Annotated in this window: 18 protein-coding genes and 1 tRNA gene; 8 read left to right on the forward strand and 11 right to left on the reverse strand. The window is 68.1% G+C overall.

The annotated features are described in order from the left end of the window. Positions 1-113: 113 nt before the first annotated feature. On the forward strand, positions 114-2,024 hold the full coding sequence (gene dxs, locus IBJ06_RS02300; protein WP_292156900.1) for a 1-deoxy-D-xylulose-5-phosphate synthase: 1,911 nt from the start codon (positions 114-116) through the stop codon (positions 2,022-2,024). An 872-nt stretch (positions 2,025-2,896) separates the two neighbouring features. On the opposite strand, the gene ileS is transcribed toward dxs, so the two are convergent. From ileS to IBJ06_RS02320, 4 genes are all read right to left on the reverse strand, one after another. After that, complete coding sequence (ileS, locus tag IBJ06_RS02305; RefSeq protein ID WP_292156901.1) at positions 2,897-5,974, reverse strand: isoleucine--tRNA ligase; 3,078 nt, start codon at positions 5,972-5,974, stop codon at positions 2,897-2,899. A 146-nt stretch (positions 5,975-6,120) separates the two neighbouring features. Continuing rightward, complete coding sequence (locus IBJ06_RS02310) at positions 6,121-7,098, reverse strand: bifunctional riboflavin kinase/FAD synthetase (protein WP_292156902.1); 978 nt, start codon at positions 7,096-7,098, stop codon at positions 6,121-6,123. Position 7,099: 1 nt separating this feature from the next. Beyond that, positions 7,100-7,561 (reverse strand): MaoC family dehydratase, encoded by a 462-nt coding sequence (locus tag IBJ06_RS02315; RefSeq protein WP_209120741.1) that lies wholly within the window; start codon positions 7,559-7,561, stop codon positions 7,100-7,102. 38 nt (positions 7,562-7,599) lie between these two features. Then, positions 7,600-8,469, reverse strand: coding sequence for a TIGR01459 family HAD-type hydrolase (locus tag IBJ06_RS02320; protein WP_292156903.1), 870 nt, complete (start codon positions 8,467-8,469; stop codon positions 7,600-7,602). A gap of 304 nt (positions 8,470-8,773) precedes the next feature. Between IBJ06_RS02320 and IBJ06_RS02325 the strand changes: the two genes are divergently transcribed. Next, the gene (locus tag IBJ06_RS02325; protein WP_292156904.1) at positions 8,774-9,124 is read left to right on the forward strand and encodes a glycine zipper 2TM domain-containing protein; all 351 of its coding nucleotides are present in this window, start codon (positions 8,774-8,776) and stop codon (positions 9,122-9,124) included. Positions 9,125-9,172: 48 nt separating this feature from the next. Next, positions 9,173-9,400, forward strand: a complete 228-nt coding sequence (locus IBJ06_RS02330) for a hypothetical protein (protein ID WP_292156905.1) — start codon at positions 9,173-9,175, stop codon at positions 9,398-9,400. An 18-nt stretch (positions 9,401-9,418) separates the two neighbouring features. On the opposite strand, the gene IBJ06_RS02335 is transcribed toward IBJ06_RS02330, so the two are convergent. Both IBJ06_RS02335 and IBJ06_RS02340 read right to left on the reverse strand, forming a co-directional pair. Beyond that, positions 9,419-9,922, reverse strand: a complete 504-nt coding sequence (locus tag IBJ06_RS02335) for a hypothetical protein (protein WP_292156906.1) — start codon at positions 9,920-9,922, stop codon at positions 9,419-9,421. Between the two features lie 25 nt (positions 9,923-9,947). Beyond that, positions 9,948-11,219, reverse strand: a complete 1,272-nt coding sequence (locus tag IBJ06_RS02340) for an EAL domain-containing protein (RefSeq protein ID WP_292156907.1) — start codon at positions 11,217-11,219, stop codon at positions 9,948-9,950. Between the two features lie 120 nt (positions 11,220-11,339). On the opposite strand from IBJ06_RS02340, the gene IBJ06_RS02345 reads away from it, so the two are divergent. Then, positions 11,340-12,110: an SDR family oxidoreductase gene (locus IBJ06_RS02345; RefSeq protein ID WP_292156908.1), complete on the forward strand. Its 771-nt coding sequence runs from the start codon at positions 11,340-11,342 to the stop codon at positions 12,108-12,110. Positions 12,111-12,123: 13 nt separating this feature from the next. After that, positions 12,124-13,050: a lipid A biosynthesis acyltransferase gene (locus IBJ06_RS02350; RefSeq protein ID WP_292156909.1), complete on the forward strand. Its 927-nt coding sequence runs from the start codon at positions 12,124-12,126 to the stop codon at positions 13,048-13,050. Here IBJ06_RS02350 and IBJ06_RS02355 read toward each other — a convergent pair. The 4 genes from IBJ06_RS02355 to xseA all read right to left on the reverse strand — a co-directional run bounded on the left by IBJ06_RS02355 (position 13,005) and on the right by xseA (position 16,175). Next, positions 13,005-13,514, reverse strand: a complete 510-nt coding sequence (locus tag IBJ06_RS02355) for a response regulator (protein ID WP_292156910.1) — start codon at positions 13,512-13,514, stop codon at positions 13,005-13,007. The two genes, IBJ06_RS02350 and IBJ06_RS02355, sit on opposite strands and share 46 nt — an antisense overlap. Positions 13,515-13,612: 98 nt before the next feature. Beyond that, positions 13,613-14,443, reverse strand: coding sequence for a M23 family metallopeptidase (locus tag IBJ06_RS02360; RefSeq protein WP_292156911.1), 831 nt, complete (start codon positions 14,441-14,443; stop codon positions 13,613-13,615). Then, on the reverse strand, positions 14,440-14,667 hold the full coding sequence (locus tag IBJ06_RS02365) for a DUF2093 domain-containing protein (RefSeq protein ID WP_292156912.1): 228 nt from the start codon (positions 14,665-14,667) through the stop codon (positions 14,440-14,442). The genes IBJ06_RS02360 and IBJ06_RS02365 overlap by 4 nt, the downstream gene beginning before the upstream one ends. A gap of 38 nt (positions 14,668-14,705) precedes the next feature. Then, positions 14,706-16,175 carry an exodeoxyribonuclease VII large subunit gene (gene xseA / locus IBJ06_RS02370; RefSeq protein WP_292156913.1) on the reverse strand — a complete coding sequence of 490 codons (1,470 nt, stop codon included), beginning with the start codon at positions 16,173-16,175 and terminating at the stop codon, positions 14,706-14,708. A 91-nt stretch (positions 16,176-16,266) separates the two neighbouring features. Here xseA and purD point away from each other — a divergent pair, with 91 nt between their 5' ends. The 3 genes from purD (at position 16,267) to IBJ06_RS02385 (ending at position 18,976) form a co-directional block, all read left to right on the forward strand. Beyond that, the gene (gene purD / locus IBJ06_RS02375; protein ID WP_292156914.1) at positions 16,267-17,553 is read left to right on the forward strand and encodes a phosphoribosylamine--glycine ligase; all 1,287 of its coding nucleotides are present in this window, start codon (positions 16,267-16,269) and stop codon (positions 17,551-17,553) included. A gap of 83 nt (positions 17,554-17,636) precedes the next feature. Further along, positions 17,637-18,035 carry a hypothetical protein gene (locus tag IBJ06_RS02380; protein WP_292156915.1) on the forward strand — a complete coding sequence of 133 codons (399 nt, stop codon included), beginning with the start codon at positions 17,637-17,639 and terminating at the stop codon, positions 18,033-18,035. 89 nt (positions 18,036-18,124) lie between these two features. Further along, positions 18,125-18,976, forward strand: coding sequence for a hypothetical protein (locus IBJ06_RS02385; protein ID WP_292156916.1), 852 nt, complete (start codon positions 18,125-18,127; stop codon positions 18,974-18,976). On the opposite strand, the gene IBJ06_RS02390 is transcribed toward IBJ06_RS02385, so the two are convergent. Continuing rightward, a tRNA-Lys gene (locus IBJ06_RS02390) sits at positions 18,967-19,042 on the reverse strand. The two genes, IBJ06_RS02385 and IBJ06_RS02390, sit on opposite strands and share 10 nt — an antisense overlap. Between the last annotated feature and the right edge of the window lie 75 nt (positions 19,043-19,117).

A 19,117-nucleotide genomic window follows, 5' to 3' on the forward strand; every position in this document is an offset into this window, starting at 1 on the left:
ATCGGCTGCGGCAATCAGGCATTCCTCAGGAATCCCTCACTGGTGTTCCGTACCCCGGTCAATCATGTAGAGAAGGCAGAGGGCGATCTCGCGCCCGACACTGAGCCTGTTTCATGCCCGATACCCCCCTGCTCGACACCGTCAAGGTTCCCGCCGACTCGCGTGGCCTGACCACACCCCAGCTGAAGCAGCTGGCCGATGAGCTGCGGGCCGAGGTGATCGATGCCGTGTCGGTGACCGGCGGGCATCTGGGCTCGGCGCTGGGCGTGGTGGAGCTGACCGTGGCCCTGCACCATGTGTTCGAGACGCCGAAGGACATTCTGATCTGGGACGTCGGGCACCAGTGCTATCCGCACAAGATCCTGACCGGGCGGCGCGACCGCATCCGCACCCTGCGTCAGGGCGGGGGCCTGTCGGGCTTCACCAAGCGGTCGGAGAGCGACTACGACCCGTTCGGCGCGGCGCATGCCTCGACCTCGATCTCGGCGGCGCTCGGCTTTGCCGCAGCCCGCGACCGGAAGGGCGAGAGCAACAAGGTGGTGGCGGTGATCGGCGACGGCTCCATGTCGGCGGGCATGGCCTATGAGGCGATGAACAATGCGGCCGAGACGACCGGCCAGCTGACGGTGATCCTGAACGACAACGATATGTCGATCGCCCCGCCGGTCGGGGGGATGAGCGCCTATCTGGCCAAGCTGGTGTCCGGCGGTGCCTATCAGAACATGCGGCGCTTCGGAAAGAAGGTGGCCGAGCACTTGCCGCGCCCGTTCCGCGACGCGGCGCGCAAGGCCGAGGAATACACCCGGGGCATGGTCACGGGGGGCACCTTCTTCGAGGAACTGGGCTTCTACTACGTCGGGCCCATCGACGGGCACGACATGGAGGCCCTGGTGCCGGTGCTGAAGAATGCCGCAGCCATCACCGACCGGCCCGTGCTGGTCCATGTGGTGACCCAGAAGGGCAAGGGCTATGCCCCCGCCGAGAACAGCGCCGACAAATACCACGGGGTGGTCAAGTTCGACGTGGTGTCGGGCAAGCAGTCCAAGGCCGTCTCCAACGCGCCCAGCTATACAAAGGTGTTCGGCACCGAGCTGATCAAGCGGGCCGGGCGCGATCCGTCGATCGTGGCGGTGACGGCGGCCATGCCGTCGGGCACGGGGCTGGACCTGTTCGGCCAGGCCTTCCCCGAGCGGACGTTCGATGTGGGCATTGCCGAGCAGCACGCGGTGACCTTCTGCGCCGGGCTGGCGGCCGACGGGATGAAACCGGTGTGCGCCATCTATTCGACCTTCCTGCAGCGCGGTTATGACCAGGTCGTCCACGATGTGGCCATCCAGTCGCTGCCGGTGCGCTTTGCCATGGACCGGGCCGGACTGGTGGGCGCCGACGGCTCGACCCACGCGGGCAGTTTCGACATCGGCTATATGGGCGCCCTGCCGGGCATGGTGCTGATGGCCGCGGCAGACGAGGCCGAACTGGCCGCGATGATCGCCACCAGCCTCGAGATCGACGACCGGCCGAGCGCCTTCCGCTATCCGCGCGGCGATGGCGTCGGGGTCGAGATCCCCGAACTGGCCGCCCCGCTGGCGATCGGCAAGGGCCGGATCGTGCGCGAGGGGACGACGGTCGCCATCCTGAGCCTCGGCACGCGGCTGCAGGAATCGCTGAAGGCCGCCGAGGCGCTGGCGGCGCGCGGTGTGTCGACCACAGTCGCCGATGCGCGCTTCGCCAAGCCGCTGGACGAGGATCTGATCCTGCGTCTGGCCCGCGAGCATGAGGTGCTGATCACGGTCGAGGAGGGCGCGATCGGCGGCTTCGGCGGCTTTGTGCTGCAGATGCTGGCCGACAAGGGCGCGCTGGACGGCGGGCTCAAGATCCGCACCCTGCACCTGCCCGATGTCTTCCAGGACCACGACAAGCCCGAGCTGCAATATGCCGCCGCCGGCCTGAACGCCGACCAGATCGCCGCGACGGCGCTGGTGGCGTTGGGGGTTGAGGGCCGGACCGGGGCGGTGCGGGCGTAGATCAGACTCTCCTCCCTGACGAAGTCGGGGAGGTGGCGCGGCGCTTGCGCCGTGACGGAGGGGCTCTCCAGGTCGAGCACGAGGCAAGAACCCCTCCACCACTTCGTGGTCCCCCTCCCCATCGGCGATGGGGAGGAGACGTGATTGTTCGCCTCTCGCCCGGGGGCAGAGGGTGGAGGGCAGGCGGAGCGCCGGGCCTTCGCCCGGAGTGAATAGAGTTTACCGTTTCGACGAAGACAGACGCTCCGCGCAGACGGTTTTCCGGGAGCTTGCGTCGGGTGGCCGTGTTCGGGCCTTACCGCAGCGCCCCCGGCGGGCGGGCTGAACCTGCGTTCAGTCCCGGACGATCGAGTATCCCCCTCGACCCAGTGTTGACGGCGGGCCTTGCGCCCGGCTGCCGAAGCCTCCCTGAGACCTGGAAGCCGGACAGCTCCGCCGCCAACCCCGCTCCATCCGCTCCCGCCGCCGCAAGGTCGCAGGCCTTACGAGCCCTCCGTGCAACGGGACGGGAGGAGTGTTGCACACGGCTGGACCCGGTCGGGAAGAACGGTCCGGGAAACGGGAGCGGTATTGAAAGGGCGGGGGAATTTGGGGCCGGCTATCATAGCTGAGGGCTTCGACCCAGCGGTCCTTCTCCCCCTGTGGGAGAAGGTGGGCCGCGAGAGCGGGCCGGATGAGGGGTCTCTCAGAGGGTTGACGGGGAGCTCGATTCATCCCGCGCGATGAACGTCCAATCGCAGTGTAACCCCTCATCCGCCCCCTTCTCCGGGGGCACCTTCTCCCACAAGGGGAGAAGGGCACGAGAGAATGGCCTGACCGAGGATGACCACGCATCTCACTCCACCGCTGCGCGACAGGGAGGAGACGATGCGTTACCCCTTCCGCGCGTCCAGCCAGCGGACGGCGTCGGCGTCGCGGGCGCTGAGGTCGGGGTAGTCGGGGTCGGAGCCGACGGTGCCGTCGCGCTTCCACGACCGGGCGCATTTAGGGTGGTCTGTAATTGTCAGCACTTTGACGCGCACAGGCGCATTCAAGCCGACCCGAATGCCTCCCACGATCTGAAACTCTTCACCGGGTGTGCTCTGCCATACATCGCGTGTATCGCCCTCAATGGGGAGGACGTCGACGATGCTCACGCGCAGGATCTCGGCAAGAAAGTCGGTCGGCGATTGGCCCGGAACATCGAAGAGATCCAGCACGGGATTTCCGGTCTGGAGGACCAATTTCAAGTCCAGCCCGCTACCGATTTTTTGATCGCGCCGCTTTACCTCGATAGCGCCCATTGCGGTCTCGATGACAAACTTCAGGTCCTCCCACCGCGCCGCCTCTTCCTCGTTCTGCCACTCGGCCGGGGTGTCGGGGATGACGCGGGCGCAGTTGGTGCCGGAGTCGGGGTAGCGGGTGGTCCAGGCCTCTTCCATGGTGAAGGGGACGATGGGGGCCAGCCAGGCGGTGAGGCGCAGGAAGACCTCGTGCATGACGGTGCGGGCCGCGCGACGGCGGATCGCGTCGGGGCGGTCGCAGTAGAGGCTGTCCTTGCGGACGTCGAAATAGAGGGCCGACAGGTCGCCCGAGCAGAACTCCAGCACCGGACGGATCACGTCTTGGAAGCGGTAGGTTTCGTAGGCCTGGCGGACCTGGCCATCCAGCTGCCACAGGCGGTGCAGGATGAAGCGCTCCAGCGGCGGCATCTGGTCGTAGTCGACGCGCTCCGCCTCATCGAAGTCAGCCAATGCGCCCAGCAGATAGCGGACGGTGTTGCGCAGCTTGCGATAGGCCTCAACCGTGGTCTGAAGGATCTGTTTGCCGATGCGCTGGTCCTCGGCATAGTCGACCAGGGCCACCCACAGACGCAGGATGTCGGCGCCCGACTCCTTGATGACGGTCGCGGGGTCGGTGGTGTTGCCCAGCGACTTGGACATCTTGCGGCCCTGCTCGTCCTGGGTGAAGCCGTGGGTCAGGACCGCCTTGTAGGGGGCGCGGCCACGGGTGCCGCAGCCCTCCAGCAGGTTGGACTGGAACCAGCCGCGGTGCTGGTCAGAGCCTTCCAGATAGAGGTCGGCGGGCCAGTGCGACGGGCGGTCGCCGTCATAGCCCTGCTCCGGGGTGCGGGGCTCGAGCGTGAAGGCGTGGGTGCAGCCCGAGTCGAACCAGACATCGAGGATGTCGGTGACCTTTTCAAACTGATCGGGGTCATAGGCGCCGAGGAAGTCGGCATCGGGGGTCTCGAACCAGGCGTCGGCGCCGCCGGCCTGGATGGCAGCGAGGATGCGCGCATCGACCGCGTCGTCATGCAGGGGCTGGCCGGTCTGTTTGTCGACGAACATGGCCAGCGGCGTGCCCCAGGCGCGCTGGCGGCTGATCAGCCAGTCGGGGCGGTCGGCGACCATGGAGCGGATGCGGTTCTTGCCCGCCGCCGGATGGAAGGTGGTGGCGTCGATGGCGGTCAGCGCCGTCTCACGCAGGGTTTCACCCGACTTGAGCGGCTGATCCATGCGGATGAACCCCAGATTCCGGGAAGTAAGTGGTTCATCCATGCGGATGAACCACTGGGGGGTGTTACGGAAGATGATGGGCGCCTTGGACCGCCAGCTGTGCGGATAGGAATGCTCCATCCGGCCGCGCGCCAGCAGATTGCCGGCCTCGATCAGCTTTTCGGTGACGACCTTGTTGGCGGGGCCGAACTTGCCGATCTTGTCCTTCTTGCCCTCGGTCTCCAGCACCTTGAGCCCGGCGAACAGGGGGACGTGGGGATAGTAGGCGCCGTCGGCGTCGACGGTGTCGGGCACTTCCTTGTGGCCGTGGGCCTTCCACACCTCATAGTCATCGGCACCGTGACCGGGGGCGGTATGGACGAAGCCGGTTCCGGCCTCGTCGGTCACGTGATCGCCGGCCAGCAGGGGCACGGCATAGCCATAGCCGGGGTCAAGCGCGGCCAGCGGGTGGGCGCACTCCAGCCCTGACGGATTGATGTCGCCGAGGCGGGTGAAGGTCGCGATCTTTGCGGCCTTGAACACTTCGCCAGCCAGCTTGTCCGCCAGGATCAGCCGGTCGCCCGGTCTGGCCCAGGGCTCGAACTCGAGGCCCTCTTCCATGGCGGTGACCTCATAGACGCCATAGGCGATCTCGGGGCTGTAGCTGATGGCGCGGTTGGCCGGGATGGTCCAGGGCGTGGTCGTCCAGATGACGATGGAGGGCGTGGCGTGGCGGAAGGCCAGCAGGTCGTCGTCGTGGTCGTCGGTGGCACCGGTGACCGGGAATTTCACCCAGATCGTGGGCGAGACGTGGTCATGGTATTCGATCTCGGCCTCGGCAAGCGCCGTGCGCTCGACCGGAGACCACATGACGGGCTTGGAGCCACGATAGAGCTGGCCCGAGTTCTTGAACCTGTGGAACTCGGCGACGATGGCGGCCTCGGTGCCAAAGTCCATGGTGGCATAGCGGTTGTCCCAGTCGGCGGTGACGCCGAGGCGCTTGAACTGCTCGCGCTGGACGTCGATCCAGCCCTCGGCATAGGTGCGGCAGGCGGCGCGGAACTCGGCCTTGGACACCTCGTCCTTGCGGCGGCCTTTCGCCCGGAACTGTTCCTCGATCTTCCATTCGATCGGCAGGCCGTGGCAGTCCCAGCCGGGGACATAGTCGACGTCATAGCCCAGCAGGAAGCGCGACCGGACCACGAAGTCCTTCAGCGTCTTGTTCAGTGCATGGCCGATGTGGATGTCGCCGTTGGCGTAGGGCGGGCCGTCGTGGAGAACGTAGAGGGGGGCGTTCTGCGCCTGGCGCTCGGCGCGCAGGCGGGCGTAGAGGTCGCCCCAGGCCTCGAGGATCTCGGGCTCCTTCTTGGGCAGGCCGCCACGCATGGGGAAGGGCGTGTCGGGCAGGAAGACGGTGTCGCGATAGTCGCGGCCAGCAGGAGCATTATCGCCAGAATTATTGCCGGTGTCGGCCATGAGGTCAGGTCTCGTGTCGTTGATCGTTCGCGTGACGTTTGATTCCGCTGTCTGAGCGGGGCATCCCGGCGAGCGCGAGGCGTCAGCCCTGCGGCGCTACGCCGGGCGGCTAATCGAAATCACACGGATCACGCGGACGGTCATGGTCAGGCCGGTCTAGCAGAGGCGGCGGGCATGAGGCCAGCCGAAACCGCCAGTGCGGCGCGGGCGGCGGTGGCATCGGCCTCGATCTGAACCTTGAGGGCGTCGAGGCCGTCGAAGGTCATTTCGGGGCGGAGGAAGGCGACCAGCTCGGTCTCTACCGTCCGGCCGTAGAGGTCGCCGTCGAAGTCGAACAGCCAGACCTCGAGCAGCGGCTGTTCCAGCAGATACATGGGCCGGACGCCGAGGCTGGCGACGCCGTCGATGACGCGGCCCTCGGCCAGACGGGTGCGGGTGGCGTAGATGCCGAAGGCCGGGCGCATATAGTCGCCCAGCGCGATGTTGAGGGTCGGTACGCCGATGGTGCGGCCGCGCTTGTCGCCATGAATGACCTCGCCCTCGATGGCGAAGGGGCGGCCGAGGATGGCGGTGGCGCGGGCCATGTCGCCGGCCTTGAGGGCCTCGCGCACGGCCGAGGAGGACAGCTTCAGGCCATCGGCGTCATCGACACGGGCGACCGGGCTGACGGTGAAGCCGGCCTGCTCGCCATAGCGGGCGAGAGCCTCGGGCGAGCCCGAGCGGCCCTTGCCGAAGGTGAAGTCAAAGCCGACGGCGGCGTGCCCGATGTGAAGTCCGTCCGGACCGAGAACCTCGAGGGCGAAGGCCTGGTCGCTCAGGGCGGCCATGTCGGCGTCGAAGGGCAGGCGGTACAGTCGGTCGACGCCGAGGCCGTCCAGGGCGCGCGCCATCTGGCCGGGCGACATCAGGCGGAAGGGGGCGGCGTCCGGCTGGAACCAGCGGCGCGGGTGGGGATCGAAGCTGACCACGCCGAGGGGCAGGTCGCGCTGCCGGGCCACCTGGCGCGCGGCGTCGATCACGGCCTGATGCCCCCGGTGGACGCCGTCGAAGGCGCCGATGGCGACCGCTGCGCCCTGTGCGGAAGCGGGAAGGTCCCGCCAGGTCTCGATGACGGTCAGGGCCACGTCAGCCCTTTGCGGGACGCCGACGACGCGGCACGCGCACACTGGCCTCGCCGTCCAGCACCAGCTGGTCGCCGACCAGCCCCTCGCAGCGCAGGACCACGCGGGCCGATTCCGCATCGATGGAGGCGACGGTGACGCGCGCGATGACGGTGTCGCCGATCTTCACCGGCCGGTGGAAGGCAGTGTTCTGGCCGAGGAAGATGGAGCCCGCGCCCGGCAGGATCATGCCGACCACGGCCGAGCCGAACGAGGCGCTGAGCAGGCCATGGGCGATGCGACCGCGATAGGCGGTCTTCGACGCAAAGGCCTCGTCCATGTGCAGGGGATTGAAGTCGTCCGAGGCCTCGGCGAACTGCTGGATGCGGGCCTCGGTGACCTCGACAGCCTTTTCCGCCGTCATGCCGACGAACAGCTCGTCAAGGATGTATCCGCCCGAGGGGTGCGCGCTAACCGTCTGTGTCATCGGGCGGTGTTAGCGCCGGAATCGCGCGAAGGCGAGCCTTACCAGGCGAGGTCCAGAGCGGCGTAGCGGGCGGTGGTGCCTTCCTCGGCCAGCAGGGCGCCGGCGCGGGCGGCATCCAGGGCGCCGTCAGGACCGCGCGCGGCGTCGCCATGGATGCCCTGGGCGATGAACAGGCAGTCGAGGCCCTGCTGTTCCGCCCCCAGCACATCGGTGATGACTCCGTCGCCGATGCACAGCACGCGGGACCGGTCGACGGGGCCGGGGCGGTGGCGTCCGGCCTCGGTCAGGGCCAGCTCATAGATGGGGGCAAAGGGCTTGCCGGCCATGACCACCGGGCCGCCCAGCTGTTCATAGAGGTCGGCAAGCGAGCCGCCGCAATAGATCAGGGTGTCGCCGCGCTGGACCACCCGGTCGGGGTTGGCACAGATCAGGTCGATGCCGCGCCGGGCGGCGGTCGACAGCTCGGCGCGGTAGTCCTCGGGCGTCTCGGTGGTGTCGTCGCGGGGGCCGGTGACCGAGACGAAGGCGGCGTCCGCCACGTCTTCGGTGACGTCGAGGCCGAGGCCGGCATAGAGGGGGGCATCGCGCTCGGGCCCGATGATCAGGGCCGGGCCGGGCGCGCGTTTGGCCAGCTCCATCCGCGTCGCGTCGCCCGAGGTGACAAAGCCGTCCCAGGCCGCGCGCGGCACACCGAGTCCATCCAGCTGGGCCACCACATCCGAGGCCGGCCGCGGCGAGTTGGAGATCAGCACGACGGTGCCGCCCTGATCCCGGAAGGCCTTGAGCGCGGCACAGGGGCCCGGCCAGCTCTCGCGGCCGTTATGGATCACCCCCCAGACGTCGCACAGCAGCAGGTCATAGTCGCCCGCAACAGCGGACAGGCGGGGCAGGGGGGCGGGCAGGGTCATGCGGCTGTCGTTAGCCGAGCGGACGGGGTGGGGGAAGGGGAGGGGGCAGTAGGCAGTAGGCAGTAGGCAGTGTGATCAGAGGTGGCTCTTTTCATCTCCTCCCCGTTTGCGGGGAGGGGGACCGCGCAGCGGTGGAGGGGGCGTCGCTGCCTTTGACCGAACAAGACCTCCCACCCGCGACGCCGCCCCCTCCGTCACGGCGCTTATGCGCCGCGCCACCTCCCCATGAATGGGGAGGAGATGAGGGAGCGGAACGCCGCCCCCGCCCTTGCGTTCGTGGATGGGGGTTTGAGGGAGAGACGACATGCGATCCATATTGGCAATGACGACGGTGGCGGCCTGCGGGCTGATGCTCAGCGGCTGTGCAACGGCGGGCTACGGCGACTATGCCTCGGCGTGCGAGCGGGACTATGCGAAGAACCGCGAGCGGGCCATCAGCGCCGGAGCCGTGCTGGGCGCGGCCGTCGGTGCGGCGGTGGCCGGAGAGGGCAACCGCGAGCAGGGAGCCCTGATCGGTGCCGCGGCCGGGGCTTTGCTGGGCAGCGAACTGTCGGCCGAGGACGATCCCTGCGGCTATGGCTTTGGCGGCTACAACCGGGACTACCGCTATGGTCGCGAGCGGGTCTACTGGCGGGATGATAACCGGCGCTGGTGAGGGAACGGGGTGCGCCCTGACCGGTTACCTCTTTGACAGGAGGAAACCATGCGCAAGATCACGACCCTTTTGACCGCCGCCGCCCTGGCCACCGGCCTTGCGGCCTGCGACACGCGGTCCGGCGGGGACACGGAAACCAGTGTCGTGGCCGAGGCCATGCCCGAAACGCCCGACATCAGCGAGACGGCCAGAGACGAGCAGATCGTGCGGGAGGGCGTGCCTCCGTCGGAGGTCACCGGCCAGACGCCACCGCCAGAGCCGATCCCGGCCGAGTAGGCTGGTGCCCCGGCGCTTTCAGGTGAAGTGGTAGGCGTCGATCCGGGCTTCCCGAATGCGGCCATGGCGGTCGAACCGCAGGGTGATCCAGCCTTCACCCAGAGTTGCCCCGCACCTATGGCCGCGATCCACATCGGGACGGCACTCGAGTTCGGCTTCAGGCAGGAAGCGGCTCACCCGGGTGACAACGTCGTCCATTTCTCGCGCGGTGCCGATGCCGAGTACCGCTGCGGGTCGATTATTGTCCTCCGGGAAGACGAAAAACTTGACCAGTAGTTCGCCTTTCCAGAAGGCATGTCCGACCCCGTTCGCGTCGATGTAGCTGCATTCACCCCATTCCTGGCATTGGCCGTCGATGACCATCGTCAGGCCGGGTGATCCTTCCGGAGTGCCGAACGGGAGGTCGGAGAAGCTGCGCTCGGCCACCGTGAGCAGTTCGGGGCCGGAGCGGACGTTCTGGGCGCAGGCCACCGTTGCCAGTGACACCACTCCGGCGACAAGAACGACGAGACGCCCAAACATCCAGTAATTCCCCTTTGCGTCGCCCCTACCCCACCCGGCGGCGTTGCTCGGCGCTGCGGAGGGTGGAGCGGAGGAAGTCGGCGGGGGGGTCGGTTTCGGCGAGGACCTGTTCCTTGATGGCGCGGGGTTCGCCGAACAGATGGCCCTGGCCCATGGAGACGTCGAGCTCGAGGATGTCGACGATCTGGCGTTCGCTTTCGCACTTCTCGGCGATCACCTCGATGCCGTAGCGGCGGGTGAGAGCAGCGAAGTCGGCGGCCTGGATGTCGCGCAGGCTGGGCAGGGGCGAGCCGCCGTCGAGGTCGAGCAGCTGCTCGATCAGCAGGTCGGCGGCCACCTTGACGAAGCGCACGTCCGAGCGCTGCAGGTCGGCGAAGTCGAGATCCAGCGTCTGGACCTTGTCGATGGAGAAACGGAAGCCGAGGTCGGCCAGCTTGGCCATGTTGCGGGCCTCGACCGCGCCGCGCGCGTCGAAGGTGGCCTGCCCCAGTTCGAAGATCAGCGACTGGTTGAGGTCGCGGTTCTCGCTGAGGAAATGCAGGAACTGGGGGAAGAAGGTCTCATCGCCCAGCGACGACAGGGCGACGTTGCAGAAGACGCCGACCTTGCGGTCCTGACGCGCGAGACGGCGGACGATCTGGGCGCAGCGGAACAGCAGCAGATTATCGATGGCGGGAACCAGACCTTCGCCCTCGGCGACCGAGAGGTATTCGGCCGGCATCATGACCCGGTCGGTCGAGTCGCGCAGGCGGGTGAAGCTTTCGTAGAAGACGGTGCGGCGCTGGGGCAGGGTGACGACCGGTTGCAGGTACAGGTCGACCCGGCCCTCGGTCAGGGCATCGTGGACGGTGCGCAAGAGGGCGTGGGACTGGGCCTGACGGCGGCCCTCGAAGGTGTCGGGGGCGGGGGCGGCGGTCGACAGGCGCTCGTCGATGCTGGCGCTCATCTGCTGGATCAGGCCCTCAAGCATGCGGACCTCGCCCGTCAGCTCGTCGGTGCGGTTGAGCGCGCCGGACTCGATGGCCTGGGCCAGCTCGGTCAGAGCGCCCTGGGTGGTTTCCAGCGCATCGGCCAGAAGGCGATGGGCATCGCGGATCTGGGCCACCTCGGCCCTGAGGGCCCGCTCGCGCATATGGCCGGTGAGGTAGAGGTGGATGACGCCCAGCACGCCCAGCGCGCCGAAGGTCGCGGCAACGCCCGCACCCGCGCCCAGTCCGCCACGCCAGATCAGCGCCCCGACCGTCATGGCCAGGAACAGATAGCTGAAGATCAGGGCGGTACGAGTAAGCGTGCGCATAAGGGCCGTCTGTCCGATCTTCCCGAAGGAATCGATCCAGTATCGGGCTATCGGCCCGTGGCGGCTAGGGTTATTCAGAAAGAATCGGTGGACAGCGATAACCTGAGGAGTGGCGCGCACATGGAACTGTTTGACCTGACCGGCAAGGTGGCGGTGATCACCGGATCCTCACGCGGGATCGGCAGGGCCATCGCCGAGCGGATGGCCGAGCATGGGGCCAGGGTCGTCATCTCCTCGCGCAAGGCCGGGCCCTGCGATGAGGTGGCCACCGAGATCAACCAGCGCTTTGGCGAGGGGCGGGCGATCGCCGTGCCCTGCAACATCGCTTCGAAGGAAGACCTGCAACGGCTGGTCGACACCACGATCGGGACCTGGGGCAAGATCGACATCCTGGTGTGCAACGCCGCGTCCAATCCCTATGCCGGGCCGATGGCGGGCATTTCGGACGAACAGTTCGACAAGATCCTGCAGAACAATGTGGTCTCGAACCACTGGCTGATCCAGATGGTCGCGCCGGGGATGCTGGAGCGCAAGGACGGCTCGGTGATCATCGTCTCGTCGATCGGGGGCCTGCGCGGCAACGCCCTGATCGGGGCCTATAATGTGTCCAAGGCCGCTGACATGCAGCTGGCGCGCAACCTGGCGGTCGAGTGGGGGCCGTCGAATGTGCGGGTCAACTGTATCGCACCGGGCCTGATCAAGACAGATTTCGCGCGGTATCTGTGGGAGAACCCCGAGATCCTGAAGGTGGCGACCGATCCGGCCCCGCTGCGCCGTATCGGCCAGCCGGACGAGATCGCCGGCGCCGCCGTCTATCTGGCCGCGCCCGCCTCGACCTATATGACCGGCCAGACCCTGGTGGTCGACGGCGGCATCACCATTGCCTGGTGAGGCCGACAGGCGGGTGAGTTTCACCCAGGATCTCCAGTGGCGACTGGAGGCGATCGCCTTCGCCGGATTGACGGGCTTTCTGCGGCTGCTGGGGGTTGAACGGGCGTCGGCCCTGGGCGGCTGGCTGCTGAAGACCCTGGGGCCGCGCACGGGCACGCACCGGACCGTGACGCGGAACCTGAGGATAGCCTTTCCCGACATGCCCCGGGAGGAGCGCGAGGCGCTTGCGATCGCGGCCTGGGAGCAGACCGGCCGGACGTTCGCCGAGACGCCGCTGCTGGACCGGATCACCATCGAGAGCGGGCGGCTGGAAGTGGTCGGGATGGAACGGCTGCACACCATTCGCGACAGTGGACGTCCCGTGGTGTTCGTGTCCGGGCACCTGGCCTGCTTCGAGACGATGTCGGCGGTGATCCTGGCCTCGGGCGTGCCGTGCCAGATCACTTATCGCGCGGCCAACAACCCCTATGTCGACGCCCAGATCCGCAAGGCGCGGGCGCGCTATGGCGTGAAATTGTTCGCGCCCAAGGGCGGGGACGGGGCGCGTGAGCTGCTGGCCGGCATGGCGCGCGGCGAATCGGTCGCCCTGATGAATGATCAGAAGTTCTCGGAGGGGCCGGAGGTGACCTTCTTCGGTCAGCCGGTGAACGCCGCGCCGGGACCCAGCCGGCTGGCCCTGCGCTTCGGAACGGTGCTGCAGCCGATGTCGGTCGTGCGGCTGCCGGGTGTGCGGTTCCGGGTGACCGTCTATGAGCCGATCGAGCCGGAGCGGACCGACGACCGGCAGGCCGATATCGCGCGCGGGGTGCAGGCCATCACGAGCTTTATCGAAGCGCGGGTGCGCGAGCATCCCGTCGACTGGTTCTGGGTGCACAAACGCTGGCCCGACCGGGTCTATGCGTCGCTGGATTCGGCCCCGGCATCGGTCGAGCGGCGGTAGGGGCCCTTGAAGGTCTTCGAGGCCGAGCGGCGGCGGTCGGGCCCGAAATAGCTGTCGGTCTTCACGAACGGCCGCGGCTTGTAGATCACGGCATTCATGCGCTCGAGGATGGCCTTGGCCGTGATCGGCTTGACCACGAATTCGGTGACGCCGGCATCGCGCGCCTCAACCACGCGGCTTTTCTCGGAATGGCCGGTCATCATGATGATCGGCAGATAGGGGTTGGTGCTGTCGGGGCTGTTGCGGACCAGGCGGGTGAACTCGACCCCGTCCAGCGGGAACATGTTGAAATCGACGATGGCGAGGTCGAAGACGTCGCCCCGCAACGCCTCAAGCGCGGCCGAACCGTCGGCGACCTCGCGAATCTTGCGGATGCCCGCAGACTGGAGGATGGCCGAGGTGATGGCGCGCATGTGCTGGTTGTCGTCCACGAGAAGGATGTGAATCGACTGAAGGGACGACATGAAGACACAGGAAGGCTGGGCCCGCGAGGGGCGTTGATTTGTTACATCCTAGTCATGAAAGTCGCGCGGGTCCACGGGGAGAAACCCGGCGTTCTGACTTAGCCGCGGAGCAGCAGGGACGGGTCGAGGTTGCGGTCGCGCCACTTCATCCGCCAGCACAGATGCGGCCCCGTGGCCCGGCCGCGCGCGCCGACCCGGCCGATCAGCTGGCCGCGGTAGACGGTCTGGCCGACCGAGACCTCGACGCGGGACTGGTGCAGATAGGCAGTGGTCAGCCCCTGTCCATGGTCGATGAAGACGAGGCCGCCCTCGTAATGGAAGTCACGCTCGGCCAGGGTGACCAGACCGGCGGCCGGGGCGGTGATCGGGGCGCCGGTCGGCGCGCCGAGGTCGACGCCATAGTGAGGCTGGGCCGGGGTGTCGTTGAGGATGCGCTGGCTGCCCCAGGCGCTGGTGACACGCATGGTCTCGAGCGGGGGCGAAAAGCCGTCGCGGAAATAGTCGGCGTCGAGACGGCTGGCGTAGGCCTCGGCCTTGATCGCGGCCTGTTCGCGGATGCGGGCGAGCACCTCCGGGGCCTGGGGGGCGACGGTTGCGGGGGGTAGGCCGCTGATCCTGTGGGTGGGGAATCGGCCCTCTGCCAGGGTCACGTCGGTCGACAGTTCGCGGGAGCCCGAGCGGGCGGTGATGCGGTGGCGGAGCGGCGCGTCGCGGTCGAAACCGACGATGAACCAGCCCTCGGCCGAGGCGGTGGTCAGGGCCTCGTCGTTCAAAAAGACCAGGGCGCGCGGCCAGGTGCGGCCGATCAGGTGCCCGCCCTGGACCGGTCGGCCCTGAAGATTGAACGGGTCGCTGCGGGCGCGCGCGCCGGTCGCCGCCCATCCCGAAACCGCCAGGCCGGACAGGATGGCGCGGCGGTCGAGGGTCATTTCGGAGGGGCCAGGTTCTGGACGGCTTCCTCGGGGCCGAAATAGGCCTCCTGCCGGGCGACGCTCCAGTATCTGAGGGCCTGAAGCGGGATGGGGCGGCCGCTGACGGCGCACCGGACGAAGGATCCGCCGGTCATGATGACGAAATCTCCGTCGGCATAGCGCAGCCGCGCTTCCTGCCCGTCTACCCGGCCATGGCCGGACCTGTCGCCCCTCACGTCCATGACGCCAGTCTAGCGCCTGTCCGGAAATAGAGAAGCAGTCAGAACAGGTCGCCCTGATCCGGTGGCGGCGGTGCAACACGGCGCGGTCTGGGCGCGGGCGTGGGGGCCGATTCAGGGGCTGTGCCGCCCTCGGCGCGGACGTCGACCCTGCCGTCGGCGAAGACGAGAGCAAGGGCCTGTCCGGGATGGATCCGCGATGCAGACGTGAGCCACGCGCCGTCCGCGCCTTCCACACGGGCAAAGCCGGGCTTGGGCGTGCGGGGGTTGAGGCTGTTGAGGGCGCGCGACAGGGCGATCAGCGACTGGGTGCCACGATCCAGTGCGCGCGGCGGGACGGACAGCTTCTCGGACAGGGTGGCCAGCCGGGTGGCGCGGCGCTCCAGCCCCCGGTCCAGCAGGCCCCGGCCCAGACGCCCCTGCAGCACGGCGAGCCGGTGCTGGTGGACGGCGACATTCCGGCCCAGCGCCGAGCCGAGGCGGCTGGAGGCATGGTCCAGCCGCTGACGGGCCAGACCCAGCAGGTCTTCGGGCCGTTTGGGCAGGCCACGCGCGGTGGCGCGCAGGCGGGTGCGGCGATCCTCGATCAGCCGGGCTGCGCCCTGCAGACGCCGGCGTTCGAGATCGGCAAGCGTGGCGACCAGTTCGGCCCGGACGGGGGTCAGGATTTCGGCCGCCCCCGTCGGCGTCGGCGCGCGGCGGTCCGAGACGAAGTCGATCAGGGTGGTGTCGGTCTCATGCCCCACGGCCGAGACCAGCGGAATGGAACAGGCGGCGACGGCGCGGGCCAGATCCTCGTCGTTGAAGGGCCACAGGTCCTCGACCGATCCGCCGCCGCGCGCCACGACCAGCACATCGGGGCGAGGGACGGGGCCGCCGGGCGTCAGGGCCTCGAACCCCCGGATGGCGGTGGCCACCTGACGCGCCGCGACCTCGCCCTGGACGACGACCGGCCAGACCAGCACATGGCAGGGCCAGCGCTCGCGGATCCGATGCAGGATGTCGCGGATCACGGCGCCGGTCGGGCTGGTGATGACGCCGATGACGCGGGGATAGCGGGGCAGGGCGGACTTGCGGGCGGGCTCGAACAGGCCCTCGTCGCGCAGCTTCGCCTTCAGCCGCTCCAGCTGGGCCAGCAGGGCGCCGGCCCCCGCCGCCTCCATGCTGTCGATGACGATCTGATAGCTGGAGCGCGCCGGGTAGCTGGTGATCTTGCCGGTGACGATGACCTCCAGCCCGGTCTCGGGCTGGATCGACAGGCCGCGCACCTGGCCCTTCCAGACCACCCCGTCCAGCGAGGCCTTGTCGTCCTTGAGCGTCAGATAGACATGGCCAGAGGCATGGCGGTTGACCTTGGAAATCTCGCCCCTGAGCCGCACATGGCCGAACCGGTCCTCGAGCGTGCGCTTGAGCGCAAAGGCCAGCTCGGAGATCGAGACGGCCGGATTGTTGTCGCCCGGCGCGGGCGCAGCCGGGGCAGTCCCCTCAAAGGCATAGGAATCGTCGGTCATGCGCTTTCAGGCTTAGACCCGCGGAGGCCGGAGAGGCAATGTTACCGGCCTGCGGCTTGACCCCGGGACGCGCGGCGGTCATGTCGCGGGCATGAATATCCTCCTCGTCGGATCGGGCGGGCGCGAGCATGCGCTGGCCTGGAAAATCGCCCAGTCGCCGCTGTGCCGGAGACTGGTGATCGCGCCGGGCAATCCGGGCATGGAGCGGCTGGGTGAGCTGCGCGGCGATGTGCGTGCCGACGATGCCGAGGCGCTGGCGGCGCTGGCGCGCGAGATCAAGGCCGATCTGGTGGTGGTCGGGCCGGAAATGGCGCTGGAGGCCGGGCTGGCCGACCGGCTTGATGCCGTGGGCATTCCCTGCTTCGGCCCGACGGCGAAGGCCGCGCGGCTTGAGACCTCCAAGGCCTTTGCCAAGGCATTCCTCGAGCGGCACGAGATTCCGACGGCGGGCTATGGCGTCTATGAGACCCTGAAGGACGCGCGCGAGGCGCTTTCGGTCTTCAGACCCCCCTATGTGATCAAGGCGGATGGCCTGGCGGCGGGGAAGGGGGTGGCGATCAGCCCCGACCGCAAGGACGCCGAGGCCGAGATCGAGCGCATGCTGGGCGGCCGGTTCGGCAGCGCCGGTGCCCGGGTGGTCATCGAAGAGTTCATGGAGGGCGAGGAGGGCTCGCTGTTCGCCCTGTGCGACGGCCGGACCGCGCGCCTGTTCGGCGGGGCCCAGGATCACAAGCGGGCCTTTGACGGGGACCTGGGGCCGAACACGGGCGGGATGGGCGCCTATTCGCCGGCACCGGTATTCACGCCCGAGCTGGTCGAGGCGGTCGAGACCCGGATCGTCAAGCCGACCATGGCGGGCATGGCGGCGGAAGGGCATCCCTATCGCGGCGTGCTGTACGTCGGCCTGATGGCCACCGCCGAGGGACCTCGCGTGGTCGAGTTCAACGCCCGCTTCGGCGACCCGGAATGCCAGGTGCTGATGATGCGGCTGAAGGGCGATGTTGTGCCGCTGCTGCTGGCCTGCGCGCGAGGGGATGTGAGCCGCGTGGCAGAGCCCGAATTCCACGACGGCGTGGTGATCACCGTGGTGATGGCGGCCAAGGGCTATCCGGACAGCCCCCTGACCGGTTCCGTCATCCGGGGCGCCGAACAGGATTTCGGCCCGCATGTGCAGGTGTTCCACGCCGGCACCCGGCGTCGGGACGACGGCAGTCTGGTGGCCTCGGGCGGGCGGGTGCTGAACGTTTGCGCGCGCGGGGCGGACATCGCCCAGGCGCGCGAGCGGGCCTATGCCGCCGTGCGCAGGATCGACTGGCCGGGCGGCTTTTACCGGTCCGACATCGGCTGGCGGGCGCTGGAGCCCCGCGAAGTAAGCTGACGTTCGCGTCATACCGTCAGTTTTCGACAGGTGCGCGGCGGGGTCTGATCTTTCCATTCTTCCCCATCGGCAGGGAGGCTGGCATGACGGTTCATGGATATCTGAAGACAGGCGTGGCGGCGGCGGGCCTGGCCCTGGCCCTGTCCGGCTGCGCCTCATTGATCACGGGCGGCGATCTGATCCGCGAGGGCGAGCCCATGGCGCGGTTCACCTTCGAGAACCGGTCGGACGGTCAGCCGTTCGACACCGTCCTGATCTCGACTTGCCAGGCCTCTTCCTATGGGCTGGATCGCCTGCCCCAGGGCGTGGTCGTCCGGCCGGGCCAGTCTTACACCTGGGATGTCTCGGCGGGATGCTATGATGTCATGGCGGGCATGACCGGCCAGGGGTCGACACCGGGCGAGCGGATCACCATCCCGCCCCGCACCCATTTCACCCTCTACTACGACGGCAAGGGCACCTCACGCCAGGACGTGCGCTGAGATCAGCCCGTTCCGCTGGACGGGGCAATGAACGACCTGTAGCGCTGGAGCCGGCGTCGGGGCCCGGCGTGACCGGATGGACCACGCCCATGTTCGTGCACGATGACGGCACCATCGCCCTGGCCCGGTACGCGGTCCGGCGCGGACATGCAGAGGTCGTCGGCGCCCATGACCTGTTTGGCTTCGTGCGGCCGACAGAGGCGGTCATTCAGTGCTTCCAGTCCAACCCATTGATGCTGGTCGCCACTGATCCGATGCCATTTGGCACCACGGCGCCAAGGTTGTCTGGGGACGCCCGATTCCGGAACCGGCTGGATATCGGCGACTGGCGGTTCCGGCTGAACATCGGCCGGGGCTCGACCACGACCGACTTCCGCAATGTGCTGATTGTGAAGATGTGTAGCGGAACGCTCCGGGATCGGTTGGCCGATCCGAGCAGGTGGACTGCTGCTCAGGCGTTCAACGTTCCGGACCGGATCACCGCGCTCAGCGTCTGGCTGAAGGCCTATTGCGGGGCGGCGACGACGCGCGGGAGGGATGCTCTCTACCAGTATTTCGTCGATACGGTGCTCGACGACCCTAGCTGGAGCGGGTTCGTGGCCCTGAACGTCACGCTCGACGCCATGGAGACCCTGCCGGATGAGTTCAGGCGCTACGGCGCGGATTTCGCCGCGAAGGGCCTGACCGCGCACCATTTCGGGGCGACCTTTAACTCCGTTTCCCACGGTGAAGCGGCGCGTGCTGCGCCAGAAAGCACCTTCGGCCTGATCGACGATGCCATAGCGGACCCGGTCTCACCGCCGACCAAATGGCTGACCTGGCAAAACGGTCAGCCCAGTCCATCGCAACCCGGCACCGCCGTGGTCCTGAAAGCGCTCTTTGCGAACAGCGGCTTGGCCAACTTTTCGATGGGCCTTCGCGAGGGGGACGATGGTGGGTGATGTAGGGCTCGAACCTACGACCCGCTGATTAAGAGTCAGCTGCTCTACCAACTGAGCTAATCACCCGTATCGTCCGGTCGGGCATGGGGCCCGGTCGCGCGAAGGGGCCGGACATACTGGCTCGGTCCTCCGAACGCAAGG

The organism is Brevundimonas sp. (assembly GCF_016742135.1).
Taxonomy (GTDB): domain Bacteria; phylum Pseudomonadota; class Alphaproteobacteria; order Caulobacterales; family Caulobacteraceae; genus Brevundimonas.